The organism is Agrococcus beijingensis, assembly GCF_030758955.1.
Classification (GTDB): Bacteria; Actinomycetota; Actinomycetes; order Actinomycetales; family Microbacteriaceae; genus Agrococcus; species Agrococcus beijingensis.
In genome coordinates this window covers 732,087-747,637 of the sequence record NZ_CP132360.1, presented here as the reverse complement: position 1 = coordinate 747,637, position 15,551 = coordinate 732,087, and the positions used below count along the sequence as shown (strand labels likewise).

Annotated in this window: 11 protein-coding genes; 10 read left to right on the top strand and 1 reads right to left on the bottom strand. The window is 70.9% G+C overall.

The features are described from left to right. The first annotated feature begins 48 nt into the window (after nucleotides 1–48). The 8 genes from Q9250_RS03465 to Q9250_RS03430 all read left to right on the top strand — a co-directional run bounded on the left by Q9250_RS03465 (nucleotide 49) and on the right by Q9250_RS03430 (nucleotide 10,057). Nucleotides 49–660, top strand: a complete 612-nt coding sequence (locus tag Q9250_RS03465) for a DinB family protein (protein WP_306233187.1) — start codon at nucleotides 49–51, stop codon at nucleotides 658–660. Nucleotides 661–876: 216 nt separating this feature from the next. Then, the gene (gene pyrE / locus Q9250_RS03460; RefSeq protein ID WP_306233186.1) at nucleotides 877–1,428 is read left to right on the top strand and encodes an orotate phosphoribosyltransferase; all 552 of its coding nucleotides are present in this window, start codon (nucleotides 877–879) and stop codon (nucleotides 1,426–1,428) included. 122 nt (nucleotides 1,429–1,550) lie between these two features. Further along, entirely contained in the window at nucleotides 1,551–2,477 is a 927-nt protein-coding gene (locus tag Q9250_RS03455) for an AEC family transporter (RefSeq protein WP_306233185.1), read from the top strand. Nucleotides 2,478–2,671: 194 nt separating this feature from the next. Further along, entirely contained in the window at nucleotides 2,672–3,805 is a 1,134-nt protein-coding gene (locus Q9250_RS03450) for an NAD(P)-binding domain-containing protein (RefSeq protein WP_306233184.1), read from the top strand. A 40-nt stretch (nucleotides 3,806–3,845) separates the two neighbouring features. Next, nucleotides 3,846–4,445, top strand: a complete 600-nt coding sequence (locus Q9250_RS03445) for a hypothetical protein (RefSeq protein WP_306233183.1) — start codon at nucleotides 3,846–3,848, stop codon at nucleotides 4,443–4,445. Nucleotides 4,446–5,072: 627 nt separating this feature from the next. Then, nucleotides 5,073–7,604, top strand: a complete 2,532-nt coding sequence (locus tag Q9250_RS03440; RefSeq protein WP_306233182.1) for a hypothetical protein — start codon at nucleotides 5,073–5,075, stop codon at nucleotides 7,602–7,604. 61 nt (nucleotides 7,605–7,665) lie between these two features. Continuing rightward, complete coding sequence (locus tag Q9250_RS03435) at nucleotides 7,666–9,078, top strand: SpaH/EbpB family LPXTG-anchored major pilin (RefSeq protein ID WP_306233181.1); 1,413 nt, start codon at nucleotides 7,666–7,668, stop codon at nucleotides 9,076–9,078. 67 nt (nucleotides 9,079–9,145) lie between these two features. After that, nucleotides 9,146–10,057 (top strand): class C sortase, encoded by a 912-nt coding sequence (locus Q9250_RS03430; protein ID WP_306233179.1) that lies wholly within the window; start codon nucleotides 9,146–9,148, stop codon nucleotides 10,055–10,057. Nucleotides 10,058–10,116: 59 nt separating this feature from the next. Here the strand turns inward: Q9250_RS03430 and Q9250_RS03425 are convergent, their stop codons facing one another. Further along, the gene (locus tag Q9250_RS03425; RefSeq protein ID WP_306233177.1) at nucleotides 10,117–10,941 is read right to left on the bottom strand and encodes an HAD-IIA family hydrolase; all 825 of its coding nucleotides are present in this window, start codon (nucleotides 10,939–10,941) and stop codon (nucleotides 10,117–10,119) included. Nucleotides 10,942–11,548: 607 nt separating this feature from the next. Here Q9250_RS03425 and Q9250_RS03420 point away from each other — a divergent pair. Together Q9250_RS03420 and Q9250_RS03415 are read left to right on the top strand one after the other, a co-directional pair. Further along, nucleotides 11,549–14,011 carry a hypothetical protein gene (locus Q9250_RS03420; RefSeq protein ID WP_306233176.1) on the top strand — a complete coding sequence of 821 codons (2,463 nt, stop codon included), beginning with the start codon at nucleotides 11,549–11,551 and terminating at the stop codon, nucleotides 14,009–14,011. A gap of 56 nt (nucleotides 14,012–14,067) precedes the next feature. Further along, nucleotides 14,068–15,516 (top strand): SpaH/EbpB family LPXTG-anchored major pilin, encoded by a 1,449-nt coding sequence (locus tag Q9250_RS03415; RefSeq protein WP_306233174.1) that lies wholly within the window; start codon nucleotides 14,068–14,070, stop codon nucleotides 15,514–15,516. Nucleotides 15,517–15,551: the final 35 nt, after the last annotated feature.

Here is a 15,551-nt window from a genome sequence, read left to right as displayed (position 1 = left end):
GATGCGTCGCATCCGCGACCGCGCACGGGAAGGTGGGAAGATGGGGCGATGGGCACCGCGCGCGACCGCTACCTCCAGGCACTCGACCTCTTCTCGGCCGAGGCGCGAGCCGGCGCCGACCGCTTGGGCCTGCCATCGGCGTGCGCCGACTGGTCGATCGCCGACGTCGTGCGCCACGTGACCGGTGTGCAGGGGGAGCACGGCGGCAGCGCCCTGCTGGGCGAGGCCCTCGGCACCGGCGCGTCGGCCGACGACCACCAGTCGGTGATGGCGCCGAGCGGCGACTTCGAGGCCGTCGAGCGCTGGGAGGTGCTGGCGGCACGCCTCCGCTCGGCCGCGCACGACGCCGAGGAGGAGGCCTTCCTCGAGCTGCCGATGGCAACGCTCGACATGGCGATGCACGCGTGGGACATCCGCTGGGCCGCGGTGCGCATCGGGCTCGCCGACAACCTCGAGTTCCCCGCCGGCCTGCTCGACTGGATGGAGGAGTTCCGCGGCGGCGCCGCCGAGGAGTCGATCCGTCGCCCCGGCGTCTTCCTGCCGGCGGTCGAGCCGCCCGCCGACGCCACCCGCTCCGAGCGCTTCGCCGCCTGGACGGGCCGCGAGCCCCGCGTGGGCAGCGCGCGGCAGCGCGCCGCGCTGGCCGCCAGCGGCGACTGAGCGCTCCCGGTCGCGGCGCCTGGGTCGTGACCCCGCGCATCCGCCCCGTGGTGACGCCGCGCCTGCGCACGGCCCGTGACCCCTTCGCAGGCGACAGGTATAGGGCCAGTGGCCGCTTCGGCGGCGCGAGAACGACCACTGGCCCTGCATCTGCGCGACGGCGGCGGCACCAGCAGCACCCCGACACCCCCTTCCGTCAGCCCGTACGCTGGGGGAGTGAACGCGCGCGACCAGCTCATCCAGCTCATCCGTGACGAGGCCGTCTTCCACGGCGACTTCGTGCTCACGAGCGGCAAGCGCGCCAGCTACTACATCGACCTGCGCAAGCTGTCGCTCGATCACCGCGCCGCCCCGCTCATCGGCGACGTGCTGCTCGACCTGATCGCCGACATCCCCGACGTCTCGGCGGTCGGCGGGCTGACGATGGGCGCCGACCCGCTCGCGAACGCCGTGCTGCACCGCGGGCTCGCGCGCGACCTGACGGTGGATGCGTTCGTGGTGCGCAAGGAGCCCAAGGACCACGGGCGCGGCCGCCAGATCGAGGGACCCGAGCTCGCCGGCAAGCGCGTCGTCGTGCTCGAGGACACCTCGACCACCGGCGGCAGCCCGCTGCAGGCCATCGAGGCGCTGCGCAAGGTCGGCGCCGAGGTGGTGGCGGTCGCGGTGATCGTCGACCGCGCCACGGGCGCGCAGGCGGCGATCGAGGCCGCCGGCGTCGAGTACCGCGCGGCGATCACCCTCGACGACCTGGGGCTCGCGCCGCAGTAGCCCGGGCGTCCATCGAGCTTCCCTCCCTCGCGGGCCTTCGCCGCCGAATCCCGCAGGTCGGGGAAGCCGGGCGCGCGGTGCGTGTCACACTGGCTATCTGATCGGCGGATGCGGGAGGTCACGTGGGCGGTGTGCTCATCGGCTTCGCGATCATCGGCTTCGTCATCTTCGTCGGGTGGCTGCTCGCGAAGCTCGACGTCGTCGACCAGTCGGGTCGGCTCGTGCTCAACCGCACCAGCTTCTTCGCCGCCAGCCCGGCGCTGCTGTTCGTCGTGCTCAGCGAGGCCGACGTCGGTCTGCTCTTCTCGAGCGTGCTGGCGGTGGCGCTGCTCGGCTTCATCGCGGTGGCGCTCGTCTACGTCGTCGTCGCGCGGCTCTGGCTGACGAAGGACCCCGCCCGCATCGCCCTCGGCGCGACCGCCTCGGGCTACGCCAACATCAACAACATCGGCCTGCCGGTGGCGATCTACGTGATCGGCGATGCCGGCTTCGTCGGCCCGATGCTGCTGCTGCAGCTGCTGGTGCTGGCGCCGCTGCTGCTGGCGACCCTCGACGTGCTCACCGCCGGCCGGGCGTCGCTGACCGGCATCCTCACGCAGCCGCTGCGCAACCCGATGCTCATCGCGGCGGCGCTCGGCGCGGTCGTGTCGGCGCTCGGCATCGAGCTGCCCGCGCCCGTGCTCGCGCCGCTCGAGATCCTCGGCGGTGCCGCCGTGCCGCTGATGCTGCTCGCCTTCGGCGTCTCGCTCGCGGGCGAGAAGCCGCTGCAGCCGGGCACCGGCCGCAAGGAGGTCGCGCTCGCGGTGCTGCTGAAGTCGATCGCGATGCCGTTGATCGCCTACGTGCTGGCCCGGTTCGCGTTCGGCCTCGACGAGCAGCTGACCTATGCCTGCACCGTGATGGCGGCGCTGCCGAGCGCGCAGAACATGTACCAGTACGCGCTGCGCTACGACAGGGCGACGCTCATCACCCGCGACATCGTGCTGCTCACGACCGTCGCCTCGCTGCCGGTGATGCTCGTGATCGCCTGGCTGCTGAAGCCCGCGTAGCCGCCGTCGGGCCGCTGAGGCCCGCGTGGCCGCCGTCGGCTCCGCGCCTGCGCGGCTGCCTGGGTCGCCCGGCTGCTGCAGCCTGCCGGGCGGCGGCACGCGCCACGATCGCCCGCCGCACCGGCGCGCGGGAATCCGCGGACGCATCCGCCCGTTGCACCTGTCGTTGCAATTCGAATGACTGGAGCGGCTGGATGACCGAGATGCGCGCGACCGAACGGCTCGCGACGATCGTCGTGATCGGCGCCGGCCAGGCAGGGCTCTCGGCGGGCTTCCACCTGCAGAAGCGCGGGTTCACGAGCGCGCTCGACGATCCGACGGGCGAACGCACCTTCGTGCTGCTCGACGCCGACGCCGCGCCCGGCGGCGCCTGGCAGCACCGCTGGGAGTCGCTGCGCATGGCGACCGTCAACGGCATCTTCGACCTGCCCGCCTTCGCGCAGCCGCCGATCGACCCGCAGGAGCCCAGCCGCCTCGCCGTGCCCCGCTACTTCGCCGCGTTCGAGCGCGCGATGCAGCTGCCGATCCTGCGGCCCGTGCACGTCTCGACCGTGGCGCGCGCCGACGACGACCCCGACGGCGACCTGCTCGTCGACTCGAGCGCGGGCCGCTGGCGCGCCCGCGCGATCATCAACGCGACCGGCACCTGGAACAGCCCCCGGCTGCCCGAGCACCCGGGGGCGGATGCGTTCCAGGGCCGTCAGCTGCACACCCGCGACTACGTGGCGGCCGAGGACTTCGCCGGCCAGCGCGTGGCGGTGGTCGGTGGCGGCATCTCGGCCGTGCAGCAGCTCGAGGAGCTCTCGGCCGTCGCCGACACCCGCTGGTACACCCGCCGCGAGCCGGTCTTCCTCGACGGCGAGTTCGTGCCCGAGACCACTGGCCGCGACGTGATCGAGCGGGTGACCCGCGATGCCGAAGCGGGCATCCCCACCGGCAGCGTCGTCTCGTACACCGGCCTGCTCTGGACCGACTACGCGCTGCGGGCCCGCGACCGCGGCGCGCTCGAGCGGCGGCCGATGTTCACGGCGATCGAGCCGCACGGTGTGCGCGAGGCCGACGGGTCGTTCACGAGCGTCGACGCGATCCTGTGGGCGACCGGCTTCACGCCCTCGCTCGCGCACCTCGAGCCGCTCGCGCTGCGCAACGAGCGCGGCGTGGTGCAGGTCACCGGCACGCGGGTCGCGCTCGAGCCGCGCGTGCACCTGATCGGCTTCGGGCCCAGCCAGTCGACGGTCGGCGCGAATCGCGCGGGCCGGGCCGCCGTGACCGAGCTCGACCGATTGCTCGCCCGCAGCGGCGAACGGGAGCCGGCGCTCTCCGTCTGAGGCGCCGCCCGGCGCTGCGCGACCGGCGTAGCGTGGATCCGTGAGCCTCGCCGACCACCTCTTCAAGCCGCCTCCGCGCATCGTCGCAGGCGAGCCCGCCACCGGCTGGATCGGCCTGCTGACCTCGTGGGGCGCGCTCGGCTACGGGGCGGCGGCGGCCGCGAAGTCGGGCGGGCTGCTGATCTCATCCGCCGACGGCGCGTGCGGCGCGAACTCGCCCACGGTGTGCGCGATCTCCGGCTGGGGCGGGCTGCTCATGGGCGTCGTGCTGATGGCCGTCGGCACGCTGCTCGGCATCGTCGTCGCGCGCGGCTTCGGCCCGCCGACCACCTGGTGGGTGCTGCCCGTCGGGCTCGGCGCCCTGGCGTTCGCGCCGTTCCAGGCGGCGGCCGGCGCCACGATCGCCTGGGGCTGGCTGATCGTCGCCGCGGCCGCCGCGCTGGTCGCGCTCTGGCTCGCCGGCATCGCCGTGCGGCGGGGCAGGGCGGCGCTGTTCGGCTGGATCAGGCTCGACGGCATCGATGCCCGCGAGGTGCCGCATCGGCCGCTCGATCAGCTCGTCGCGCCGGTGGCGGTCGCGGCCGCCGTGGCGGCCGGCTCCTTCGGCGCCTTCGTGCTCCGCCAGCTCTCGGAGGCCTGACAGACCTCCTCGCCGAAGCCTCCTCAACGGCGTCAGTGGTCGCGCGACGCGATAGTGCCCTCAGCGCATCACCTGCCGCGTCGAGATTCGCACGTCGGCGCCGCGCCTGCGCGCTTCGGCTTTCGCCCCGGCGTGGTCCGTTCCTGGGCAGAACTGGCGGTTCCTCACCTCTTGCTCAGCGCAACCTGGGTCTGAGGGATCCTCGCTCCTGAGCCGTCGATGATTCGATAACACCGTTAGCGAACGTTGTTCAAGAACGGTCGGGGCCGGGGAGATCCGGTCTGCGACCGACGCTGCGGACCAAGGACGGTAGTCATGTCGTTGCGGATCAACGCCCCACGGGCGGTCGCGAATCTGCTTGCGATGCTCCTCGTCCTCGCGCTGGCGACCGCGATGCTCCTCGCTCCGGCGACGACGGCCCTGGCCGCGGAAGACGCCGACGCGGCTGCCATCCAGCCCGAGCCGGTCCTCACCGATCCTCTTCCGGATCCCACGGATCTCACGGATCGCACGGATCCCACGGCTCCCACTGATCCCACGGCTCCCGCTGATCCCGCAGTCCCTGCAGATCCCGCAGTCCCCGCAGTGCCGGGGACCGACCCCGTCCCACCGACCGAGGCTGAGATCGTGCCGCCCGTCGAGGGCATTCCTGAGGTCGAGCCGGCTGCAGCTGAGCCCGATCTCGCGCTCGCGGCGCCCGTGCCGGCGGCGCCGATCGAGTCTGCGCTCGAGCAGGCATCCGTCGCACCGCTCGCAGACTCGCTCATCGCACCGCAGGTCGCGCCCGTGGGAGCCGGGGTGACCGGTGCCTACCAACCTGATTTCGACAGCGACGACCCGCTCGACTGGTACTCCTCCGGCAGCCCCGCCGAAGCGACCGAGATCTTCTCGTTCACATCCTCCTACACGCAGACCGGCACGAGCTTCGTGCTCGGTGCGACGTGGACGAGGCCGAGCGCGACCGGCGCCAAGGGCTGGTCGATCGAGTACACCGTGGCGCCCGAGCGATGGGGCGCGGCCAAGGGCACCGTGCTCGTGCCGCAGCCTGATCGTTCGCAGGGCGGCATGGTCATCATCATCAACAACGACAACGGTCAGAACTACACCACTCAACGCTGCCTCTACACGTCGTTGGCGAACTACCCGGGCACGTGCGTCACCGTCCCGAACGTGCTGACGTCGCTCGACGGCGGCTTCACGATGCAGCTGAGCCTGACGCTCGACCCGACGCTCGTCGGCCAGCAGGGGTGCCCATCCACGCTCGGCTCGACCGGGTACATCCGCTCGTGGACCGGCAACCGGCAGGTCCAGGCCTGGGTCGCCCCCGTCTCCGTCGATCCGCCGTCGAACTGCGGCTCGATCAGCATCACGAAGGCGGCGGATGTCGCCGCGGCCAGCTCCTACGACTTCGCGTACACCCTCGACCGCACCGGCACCGGCCCCGTGGTCGCGCCGTCGACATCCGTCATCAACGGCACCTTGAAGATCGGCGAGACCGACACCGTCGTGACCGTGCCGGCGGGCGCCGACTTCACGCTGGTGGAGGCCGCGATCCCGAGCACCGTGCCCTGGGCGCACCTGTCGACCGTCTGCACCGTGCCGGGCCAGGCGCCCTTCGTGCTGACGAGCGCCGCATCCACGTTCCCCGTGGTCGCGCGCCAGACGACCAGCTGCGTGATCACCAACACGACGTCGATGCTCACGGTCACGAAGATCGCGATCGGCCAGCAGGATCAGGCCTTCGGCTTCGACCTCACTGCCGACGGTCTGTCTGACCTCAGCCTCGTCGGCACGTCCGCACCGGGCACGACCTCGACCGCGATGCTCTACAAGCCGAACACCGCGGTGACCGTCGCCGAGCTGCTGGCCGACGTCAACGCCGGGAACGGCGACGATGCCGACTGGACGCTGCGGAGCATCAGCGGCGGCACGGTCGATCTCGCCGCGCGGAGCACCGTCGTAACCACCGTCGCAGGGCAGGCCGTCGACGTGACGTTCACGAACATCCAGAACGCCTCGGTCGTCGTCCACAAGCAGTGGATGGTCGACGGCGTCGCCTACGCCCACGGCCAGCAGCCCGACGGCCTCGACGCCTCGCTGACCCTCACAGGGCCGGGTGCCGCAGCAGCCACCGACCAGGGCTGGTCGGTGCCGCGGGCAGGCTTCGTCGTCGGCGGCACCGTGGTGATCCGCGAGACGACAATGATCGATCCCCTGATGGTCGGCTGCTCCGTGACGGCATCCACGATCACCGACCCGTCGGGGCGGACCGTGCCGCTCCCGGTCACGGACGGCTTCCTCCTGACGCAGGGTCAGCAGGCCTTCACCGTGACCAACACGGTCGACTGCGACACCGAGCTCACGCTGCGGAAGGTCGTCGAGGGCGGTGCGGCTGATCCGAGAGACTTCACGCTCACCGCGCAGGCCCCGAGCAGCACGCTCACCGGTGCCACCGGCGACGCGGCCATCACGGGCGCATCGGTGATCGCCGACGCGATCTACGCGCTGTCCGAGAACGGCGGCCCCGCGGTCTATGTGCAGAGCGGCCAGTGGGTCTGCGCGGTGCTCGACGCGAACGGCGCAGCGGTCGAGGGATCCGGCTGGACCGACACGGCGGATGCGTCGGTGGCAGTGCCGCTCGGCAGGCACGTGGGGTGCACGGTCACCAACGCGACCGCCCAGTTGACGCTGCTCAAGGTCATCGAGGGTGTGAGCATCCTGACGCCGAGCATGTTCGATCTGACTGCCGCTCCCGCGTCGCTGGCCGGCTTGACCGCAGTGACGCGCGAGGGCGCCACGGATGCCAGCGCGATCAACACGTTCGACGTGCGGCCCGGCCACGACTACCTGCTGAGCGAGACGAGCGACGACGTCGACCTCGCGTACGTCGGACTGCGGCTCGAGCAGCTCGTCGAGGGTGTCTGGGTCGAGGTCGATGACCCCGCCGCAGCGATCCAGGTGCCGATCGGCGAGCACCACACCTACCGCTTCGTCAACGCTGCTCCGACGCCGTTCGCGCTTCCGCTCACCGGTGGCATCGGCTCCGACCTCTTCGGCTACGGCGGCGGCTCGCTGCTGCTGCTGGCGATGCTCGCCGCCGTGGTGGTGCTGCTCCGCAGCGCTCGTGACTCGGCCCGACTGCGAGCCGAGCATGCCTGACCTCCCTGACACGACATCCCCAACGCAGTCCTCTGCACCTCACCCGAAAGGAATCGCCGCCATGGCAACAACGAAGAGGAGCCTGACGGTGCGAGTCGCCGCCGGGTTCGGAGCGATCGCACTGGCGACGCTCACCGCACTGGGCGGCGCGCTGCCCGCGTCCGCCATCGGTCCCAATGTCGAGGTGGACAAGCTGGGCTCGATCGTCGTCCACAAGCACGCGCAGCCCGAAGTGCCTGGCCTCCCCAGCAACGGTCTGCCCGTCTCAGACGTCGCTGCACCGCTCGCAGGCGTCGAGTTCACCGCGCAGCTCGTGCCCGGCACCGACCTGACGACGCCCGAAGGCTGGCTCCTCGCCAGCGAGATCGCGGCGGCCGCGGATCCGGTCGCGTACGCCCAAGGGCTCATCACTCCGCCCGCGCCCGCTCCCGTGCTGACCACGGCGGCCGGCACGGCGACGTTCTCGGACCTCCCGCTCGGTGTGTACCTCGTCACCGAGGGCGCCGACACCGGAGACAACGGCATCATCGTGCAGTCGGCGCCGTTCCTGATCTCCGTGCCCATGGCCCACCCGACGAACACCTCGGCATGGCTCTACGACGTCCACGCCTACCCCAAGAACTCGGTCACGGACCCGCTCGTCAAGACCGTCGACGATGCGGACGCCCTCGAGCTCGGCGACACGGTCAGCTGGGCGGTCTCCGTGCCCGTTCCCGAGCTGCCCGCGGATGAGGTGTTCGACAGCTTCACCATCACCGACCAGCTCGACGCCCGGCTCACCTACAGCGGCGCGACGGTGAGCGGTCCCGCGGGGCTGCTGGCAGAGCACTACTCCGTCACTCACGTCGGCGGTCTGGTGACTGTCGACTTCACCGCGGCCGGCCTCGCATACCTGTCGGGGCTCGACAACGCCGACATCGTGGTCACGATCCAGACGGTCGTGAACGGCGTGGACAACGGGGAAGCCGCCGAGTACGGCATCATCCCCAACACGGCGGTCGCGAACATCAACGGCACCGACATCACCTCGAACACGGTGGACTCGCGCTGGGGCCTGCTCACCGTCCTCAAGGTCGAGGACGACACCGACACGACGCTCGCGGGTGCCGTGTTCGAGCTCTGGGCCGGGGTTCCGGGAGCACCTGGCTCGACGCTGGTGCACACCACCGCACCGACGGGCGCGGACGGCGTCGCGACGTTCCCCGCGCTTCGCGAGGGTGTCGACTACTACCTGGTGGAGACGGTGGCGCCGCTCGGCTACGAGATCGGGACGATCGACAACCCGGTCCAGGTCTTCGCCGGCGACCCGGCCGGCGTCGTGGTCCAGGTCGAGAACGCGAAGATCCCCGCGTACGCGCTGCCCATCACCGGCGGCAGCGGCGAAGCAGCCTTCATGATCGGAGGCTTCGGCCTCATCGGAGCGGCGCTGGGCTTCATGCTCATCCGTCGCCGCAAGGAGCAGGCTGGGGCCTGAGCTCCAGGCCCCGTGGCAGAGGCTCTCGCCCTCTGCCACGGAGCCGTCTCATCGCAGAGGAGCGACGATGACCCGCACGATCGAGGCAGCACCGCCCGCGTCACGCACGCCGGCGCGGCGCCGCCGCCGTCGTGCGGGTCTCGCGTCGCTCGCCGTGGCGCTGATGGGCATGCTCGGCACCAGCATCGTCCTCTATCCGGCCGGCGCCGGCTGGTTCTCGCAGCTCGAGCAGTCGTTCCGCGTCGACGACTACGCCGAGGTCATGACCGAGCTCGGCCCCGCGGGACGCCAGCAGGAGCTCGCCGAGGCCCGCGACTACAACGCACGGCTCAGCGGCGGCGCCCTCATCGACCCCTACGGCGGCACCCCGCTGGCCGACCAGCAGGCGATCGTGCGGGCCTACCAGGAGCAGCTCGATCTCGGTCCCGCCGACGTGATGGCACGCATCCGCATCCCCTCGATCGCGGTCGACCTGCCGATCTACCACGGCACCGACGAGGCGACGCTGCGCAAGGGCGTCGGTCACCTGCTCGGCTCGGCGCTGCCGGTCGGCGGCGACGGCAACCACACCGTGCTCACCGCGCATCGCGGCCTGCCCGAGGCGGTGCTGTTCAGCGACCTCGACAAGATCGCGTCGGGCGATCTCTTCGAGCTCGAGGTCTACGGCGAGGTGCTCGTCTACCGGGTGCGCGAGGTGCAGGTGATCGAGCCCGGCAACACCGACCTGCTGCTGCCGGAGTCGGGCGGCGACCTGGTGAGCCTCGTCACCTGCACACCGCTCGGCATCAACAGCCACCGCATCATCGTGACCGGTGAGCGCATCGCGACGCCCCCCGCCGACAGCCCCGCGGCCCAGGAGCTGCAGATGCCCGAGATCCCCGGCGCACCCTGGTGGGCGGTGCTGCTCGCCGGCGGCTGGGCCCTGTCGGTCGCCTACCGCAGCCTCGTCACGCCCCGCCTGCCCAGGCCGCGCCCCTGAGCGCCTGCGGCCATGACGCATCCGCCCGTCGCAGCGCCGCAGCAGTGCGGGGAGCAGATTCAGACGTCGGCGCGCGGCTCGTCGAGCTCCGACTCGGCGGGCGCCGGGTCGACGAGCTCGAAGACGCCCTGCAGCATCTCGTCGGGCCGGAAGGGATAGGTCTCGACGAGCGACGGATCGGAGATGCCGGTCATGACGAGCACGGTGTGGAGGCCCGCCTCCATGCCGGCGATGATGTCGGTGTCCATGCGGTCGCCGATCATGCCGGTCGTCTCGCTGTGCGCGCCGATCTTGTTGAGCGCCGAGCGGAACATCATCGGGTTGGGCTTGCCGACGATGTAGGGCACCCGGCCGGTCGCCTTCGTGATGAGTGCGTTGATCGCCCCGGTCGCCGGCAGGATGCCGTTGGCGCTCGGGCCGGTCGCGTCGGGGTTGGTCGAGATGAAGCGGGCGCCGCCGGCGATCAGGCGGATCGCCTTGGTGATCGCCTCGAACGAGTACGAGCGGGTCTCGCCCACCACCACGAAGTCGGGGTCGGTCTCGCGCATCGTGAAGCCGATCTCGTGCAGCGCGGTGATGAGTCCCGCCTCGCCGATCACGTAGGCAGAGCCGCCCGGCATCTGATCGTGCAGGAAGTCGGCGGTGGCGAGCGCGCTCGTCCAGAGGCGCTCCTCGGGCACGGAGAGGCCGGATGCCTTCAGTCGCGCCGCGAGGTCACGGGGCGTGAAGATCGAGTTGTTGGTGAGCACGAGGTACTCGGTGCCGTCGTCGCGCCACTGCTCGAGCAGCTCCTTCGCGCCGGGGAGGGGCTGCTCCTCGTGGACGAGCACGCCATCCATGTCGGTCAGCCAGCATTCGATGTCGGCTCGGGTGCGGTTGGGCATGCAGCAAGGCTACGCGGGCCGTGTTTCGGGAGCATGAAGACCCCGGTTCGTTCGAAACTGAAGGAGATTGAGGCGAACCTGAGGAAAAGTCCTGCAAAACACAGTTCTGCTTCAGCGTGCGGAGCGGTTTGCTGAGGCGCGCTCAATAACTTTGGGGCACTCTCCGAGCCGCTGAACGCACCGCAGCGTCGTGGCTCGCACCCGTCACGAAGGCAGTCTCATGCGCACGCGCCCACACACCGCTCGACGATCGGCTCGCGCCGTCGTCGCTGCGGCCGTGGTCGCGGTGGTCGCCGGTCTGCTGCTGCCGATGGCGTCGCCCACGCCCACTTGGGCGACGGACTCGGGTGCAGCGCTGAGCACGGTGCCTGCCGATGCTGCCGAGGCCAGCGCAGTTGGAGCTGAGGCGCCTGCCGATCCCGTCGCGCCGGTCATCGGCGACCCGGCGCCGGCGTCGCCTCCCCCGGTCGACTCGGCTCCGGCGCTCCCCGCGCCGATCGAGCCGGCGCCTGCCGAGCCTGTCGTCGGCCCCGCTGCCCCCGATCCCGCTGAGCCGACACCGGCTGAGCCTCTGCCCGCGGACCCGGCTGAGCCGACGCCCGCGCCGGTGCCTGACGAGGCACCCCTGGCGACTCCGCTGCCGGTGCCGACAGAGGAGCCGGAGACCGACGCGAACCTCGAACCGAGGCTGACGAAGGGCGCTGAGGTCATGGCGCCCGCAGCGCTGTCGATTCAGGCAGCGCCGGCGGCTGCGCTGCCGTGCGTGGCCGGCACGTTCTTCTCGGTGTCGTCGAGCGGGCTGCTGCAGCAGGTGCAGCGCGGCACCTCGAACAACAGCGGCATCGTCACCGCAGTCGGCGCGGCGCCGAACGGCTGGGGCATCGTCAGCCCGAACTTCGCGGACGGTCTCGGCGTGTCCGCTGGGGGTGCGCAGGCACGAGCGTTCGAGGTGAACGCGACGGGCATCGCCAATCTCCTGACCTACGACGCGGCCGCGGGCGTCTTCAGCAAGACGCCAGCACCCCTCACCGATGGCAATGACTACCGCCTGAGCGCTGGGGCGGTGAATCCCTTCAGCGGCAGCTACTTCATCGGCGGGTTCGACCTGGTGGAAGGCTCGCTGAGGTTCGAGCTGACCATGGTGAACACCGACAACACCTACACATACGTCGGATACATCCCGATCGACAGCATCGATGGTGCTGCGGGTGACATCGCCTTCGATGCTGCGGGCAATCTCTACCTGATCGCAGGCACGAACAAGCCCACCGCCTACTCCGTGACCGCGAGCCAGCTGGCGTCCGCTGCGGCGGCAGGGCGATCCGGAGCGCCAGGGCTCATCGGCCACAACGTGCTCGCGTCGGGGCTCAACGGCATGACGAGCACCGCAGGCATGGCCTTCGACGCTGATGGCTCCGTCTACCTGGCCCGAACGACAGAGCAGGCCTACCGCTACAACCCCAGCACCTGGGTGCAGTACTCGGACATGGTCTCGAACAAGCTCTCGAGCCCCACAGACCTCGCGAGCTGCTCCTCGCCGTCGACCATCTCGATCGTCAAGAACGTCGTCGGGCGCGTGGCGTCGAGCGACCAGTTCTCGCTGACGCTCGAGGGAAGCGGCGCTCCTGCGCGCACCGTCACGACGAGCGGCTCGGTGACCGGCCCCCAGGCCGCGCAGCTCGGCCCCGCCGCGGTCGTCGCCGGTGTGCCGTACCGGTTCAGCGAGACGATGGCCGGCGGCGCTGCCGTCACCCGCTACGCCAGCGGCTATGCATGCGTGGGCACGGATGGGTCGCGCATCGCAGGGAACGGCCCCTCAGGCTCGCTGACCCCCGCGAGCGGTGTCAGCTACGTGTGCACCTTCACGAACTCCCCGCTCATCACCGCGGTCTCCATCCACAAGACGCTCGTCGACGTCGCCGGAAACCGGACCAACGGGGCCGATTGGCCGCTCGGCGCCTCGATCGCAGCGACCTCCGGTGGCGGCAGCGCCTCGCTGACCCCGGTCGGCACCGCCGGTGTCGCAGGCCCCGACGGTACGGCGCGCTGGAATCTGGCATTCCCGACCACCGTCACTCGGGTCGAACTCCGCATCTCCGAGGGGGAGAAGACGGACTATCGCTTCACCAGCGGCTACTGCGACGTCACCACCGTGAACGGCACGACCAGTCGCACAGCGATCAGCAGCACGGTCACGCTCACGCTGAAAGACGTCGCACCAGGCTCCGTCGTCGCCTGCGAGTACGTCAACACCCAGCCCGCCACCACCCTCACGCTGCGCTCCGCGATCTCCTTCGGAGATCAGTCGCTGCTCGGTTCTTGGGACCTCTCCGCGACCGCGCAGACGACGCCCGCGACCGTCGGGCCCGTCGGCAAGGCCGGCGTCTCCGGCCAGATCACGCCCGGCGCCGGCTACCTGCTGAGGGCATCCGGCGGCGACGCCGCCTATGTGTCGACGGGATGGTCGTGCCTGCGCGGCACCGACGCGTTGCCCGTAATCGGCGACGTCGTCACGGCCAGCCTCGGCGACAGCATCATCTGCACCGTCACCCTCAGCACCGCGATGCTGACGTTGCTGAAGCACATCGACGGCAGCGTGCCGGCCACCATCGAATCGGCGGACTTCACGCTCACGCTGACGCCCGCGACGCTCCCCGGTCTCGCAGACGTCAGCTTCCCCGGCAGCGAGCTTCCGGTGGCCAGCGGTGTCGGCGCCAACACCTTCGCGGTGCGACCGGCGCACGCCTACACACTGTCCGAGACCAGCCGGCTCGCCTACCTCGGCGTGGCGCTGCAGCGCTACAACGCCCCGTATCCCACCAACGGCGTCTTCGAGGAGAGGCTCTGGGTCACCCAGGCCCCGGCCACCGTGCAGGTCGCCGCCGGACTGCACGTCGCCTACCGCTTCGTGAACATGCCGGTGCCCGTGCTGACCCTGCCGCTGACCGGCGGTGTCGGTGCCGACGCCTACGTCTTCGGCGGTGCAGCGCTGCTCGCGCTCGCCGCTGTGCTCCTTGCCGTCCAGGCGCGGAGCAGCTCCAGCCGCCGCCTCTCGGGTCGTCTGACATGAGCAACCTGCCCCGTCCCCAGCAACCCCATGCATCCATCCAGGAAGGAAGTGCCGCAATGGCATCCACCAAGAAGGGCCTGACCGCGCGCGTCGCAGCAGGCTTCGGAGCGGTCGCACTCGCGTCGCTCGTCGCCGTCGGCGGCGCGCTGCCCGCCTCCGCAGCACCCAACATCGACCCCGCGGCGCCCGCCGCGCTCACGATCCACAAGTTCGAGCAGCCGGTCACAGCAGGCCAGGTCGGCACGGGCCTCGAACTCGCCGACGCAGACCTGACGGGCCTCGTGGCCGTGGAGGGCGTGGAGTTCACGGTCACGCAGCTCACAAACCTCAGCGTGCTCGACAACGACACCTGGGCGCGGCTCGGAGCCGGCCTCGACGGCATCCAGGTCGTCGACGATCTGGACGACTACACGCTCGGCACGCCCCGCGTCGCATCGACGAACGACGACGGCGAGATCAAGCTCACGGGCCTGCCGCTCGGCGTCTACCTGGTGCAGGAGTCGGGCGTGCCCGCCCCCACGGTCGGTGGCCCGAACGTCGTCATCCAGACGGCCCCCTTCCTCGTCACGCTGCCGCAGGTGAACCAGACCACCGGTGACTGGTTCTACGACGTGCACGTCTACCCGAAGAACACCACGGCGCTCGCCGCCAAGGAGGTCTCGACGCCCGACCACCAGGTGCTCGGCACCACGGTCGACTGGACGATCACCTCCAACGCGCCGGTTCCGTCGCAGGGCACCCAGTTGGCGACCTATGTCGTGCAGGACGACCTGGCGACAGAGCTCGACTACGTCGAGGGCTCGGTCGAGGTGAGCGTCGCAGGCGAGCTGCTCAGGCTGGCGGATGACTACGAGGTATCAGCCCCTGCAGCCGCAGGCGGCTCTCTCGTCGTCACCTTCACGGGCGGCCGCGCCGACCTGCTGGCCAACCCCGGAGCCGCGGTGGTCATCACCTTCGACACGGTCGTGGCCGGCATCGGCACCGGCACGATCCCCAACACGGCTGCTGTCGTGATCAACGGCACGCGCGTGCCGAGCACCACGGCCACCGACTACTGGGGCGCCGTCGAGCTCTTCAAGCACGACAGCAACGACCGCGGCCTCGAGGGAGCCATCTTCGAGCTGCGAGACGCATCCGGTGCGCCCGTGCTCGACAGCACGGGTGACGTCGTGCAGTACGAGAGCGACGAGAACGGCGTGATCGCGATCAGCGGCCTGCGCACGGCGAGCCCCGCCGGCCTCGGCTACCAGCTGGTCGAGATCACCGCCCCGTCGGGCTACGTGCTGCCGTCCGATCCCGCGGATCGGGTTCACTCCTTCACCGTCGTCGCGGGCACGCCCGCCGGCGTCGAGGTCAGCGTCGAGAACCAGCAGGTTCCCGCCTACGCCCTCCCCATCACCGGTGGCAGCGGCCAGGCCGCGTTCATGATCGGCGGCGCCGGTCTCATCCTCGGTGCGCTGGGCTTCGCCCTGCTGCGCCGGCGGAAGGCTCAGGCTGGGGCCTGATCCGACCTGACTGCCCCGCGGCCGCGCTCAGCAGC

What these genes read in the sequence shown, in the direction of transcription:
- Q9250_RS03465 (WP_306233187.1), top strand. Translation starts at nt 49, where the DNA reads ATGGGCACCGCGCGCGACCGCTACCTCCAGGCACTCGACCTCTTCTCG.
- Q9250_RS03450 (WP_306233184.1), top strand. Translation starts at nt 2,672, where the DNA reads ATGACCGAGATGCGCGCGACCGAACGGCTCGCGACGATCGTCGTGATC.
- Q9250_RS03435 (WP_306233181.1), top strand. Translation starts at nt 7,666, where the DNA reads ATGGCAACAACGAAGAGGAGCCTGACGGTGCGAGTCGCCGCCGGGTTC.
- Q9250_RS03430 (WP_306233179.1), top strand. Translation starts at nt 9,146, where the DNA reads ATGACCCGCACGATCGAGGCAGCACCGCCCGCGTCACGCACGCCGGCG.
- Q9250_RS03425 (WP_306233177.1), bottom strand. Translation starts at nt 10,941, where the DNA reads ATGCCCAACCGCACCCGAGCCGACATCGAATGCTGGCTGACCGACATG.
- Q9250_RS03415 (WP_306233174.1), top strand. Translation starts at nt 14,068, where the DNA reads ATGGCATCCACCAAGAAGGGCCTGACCGCGCGCGTCGCAGCAGGCTTC.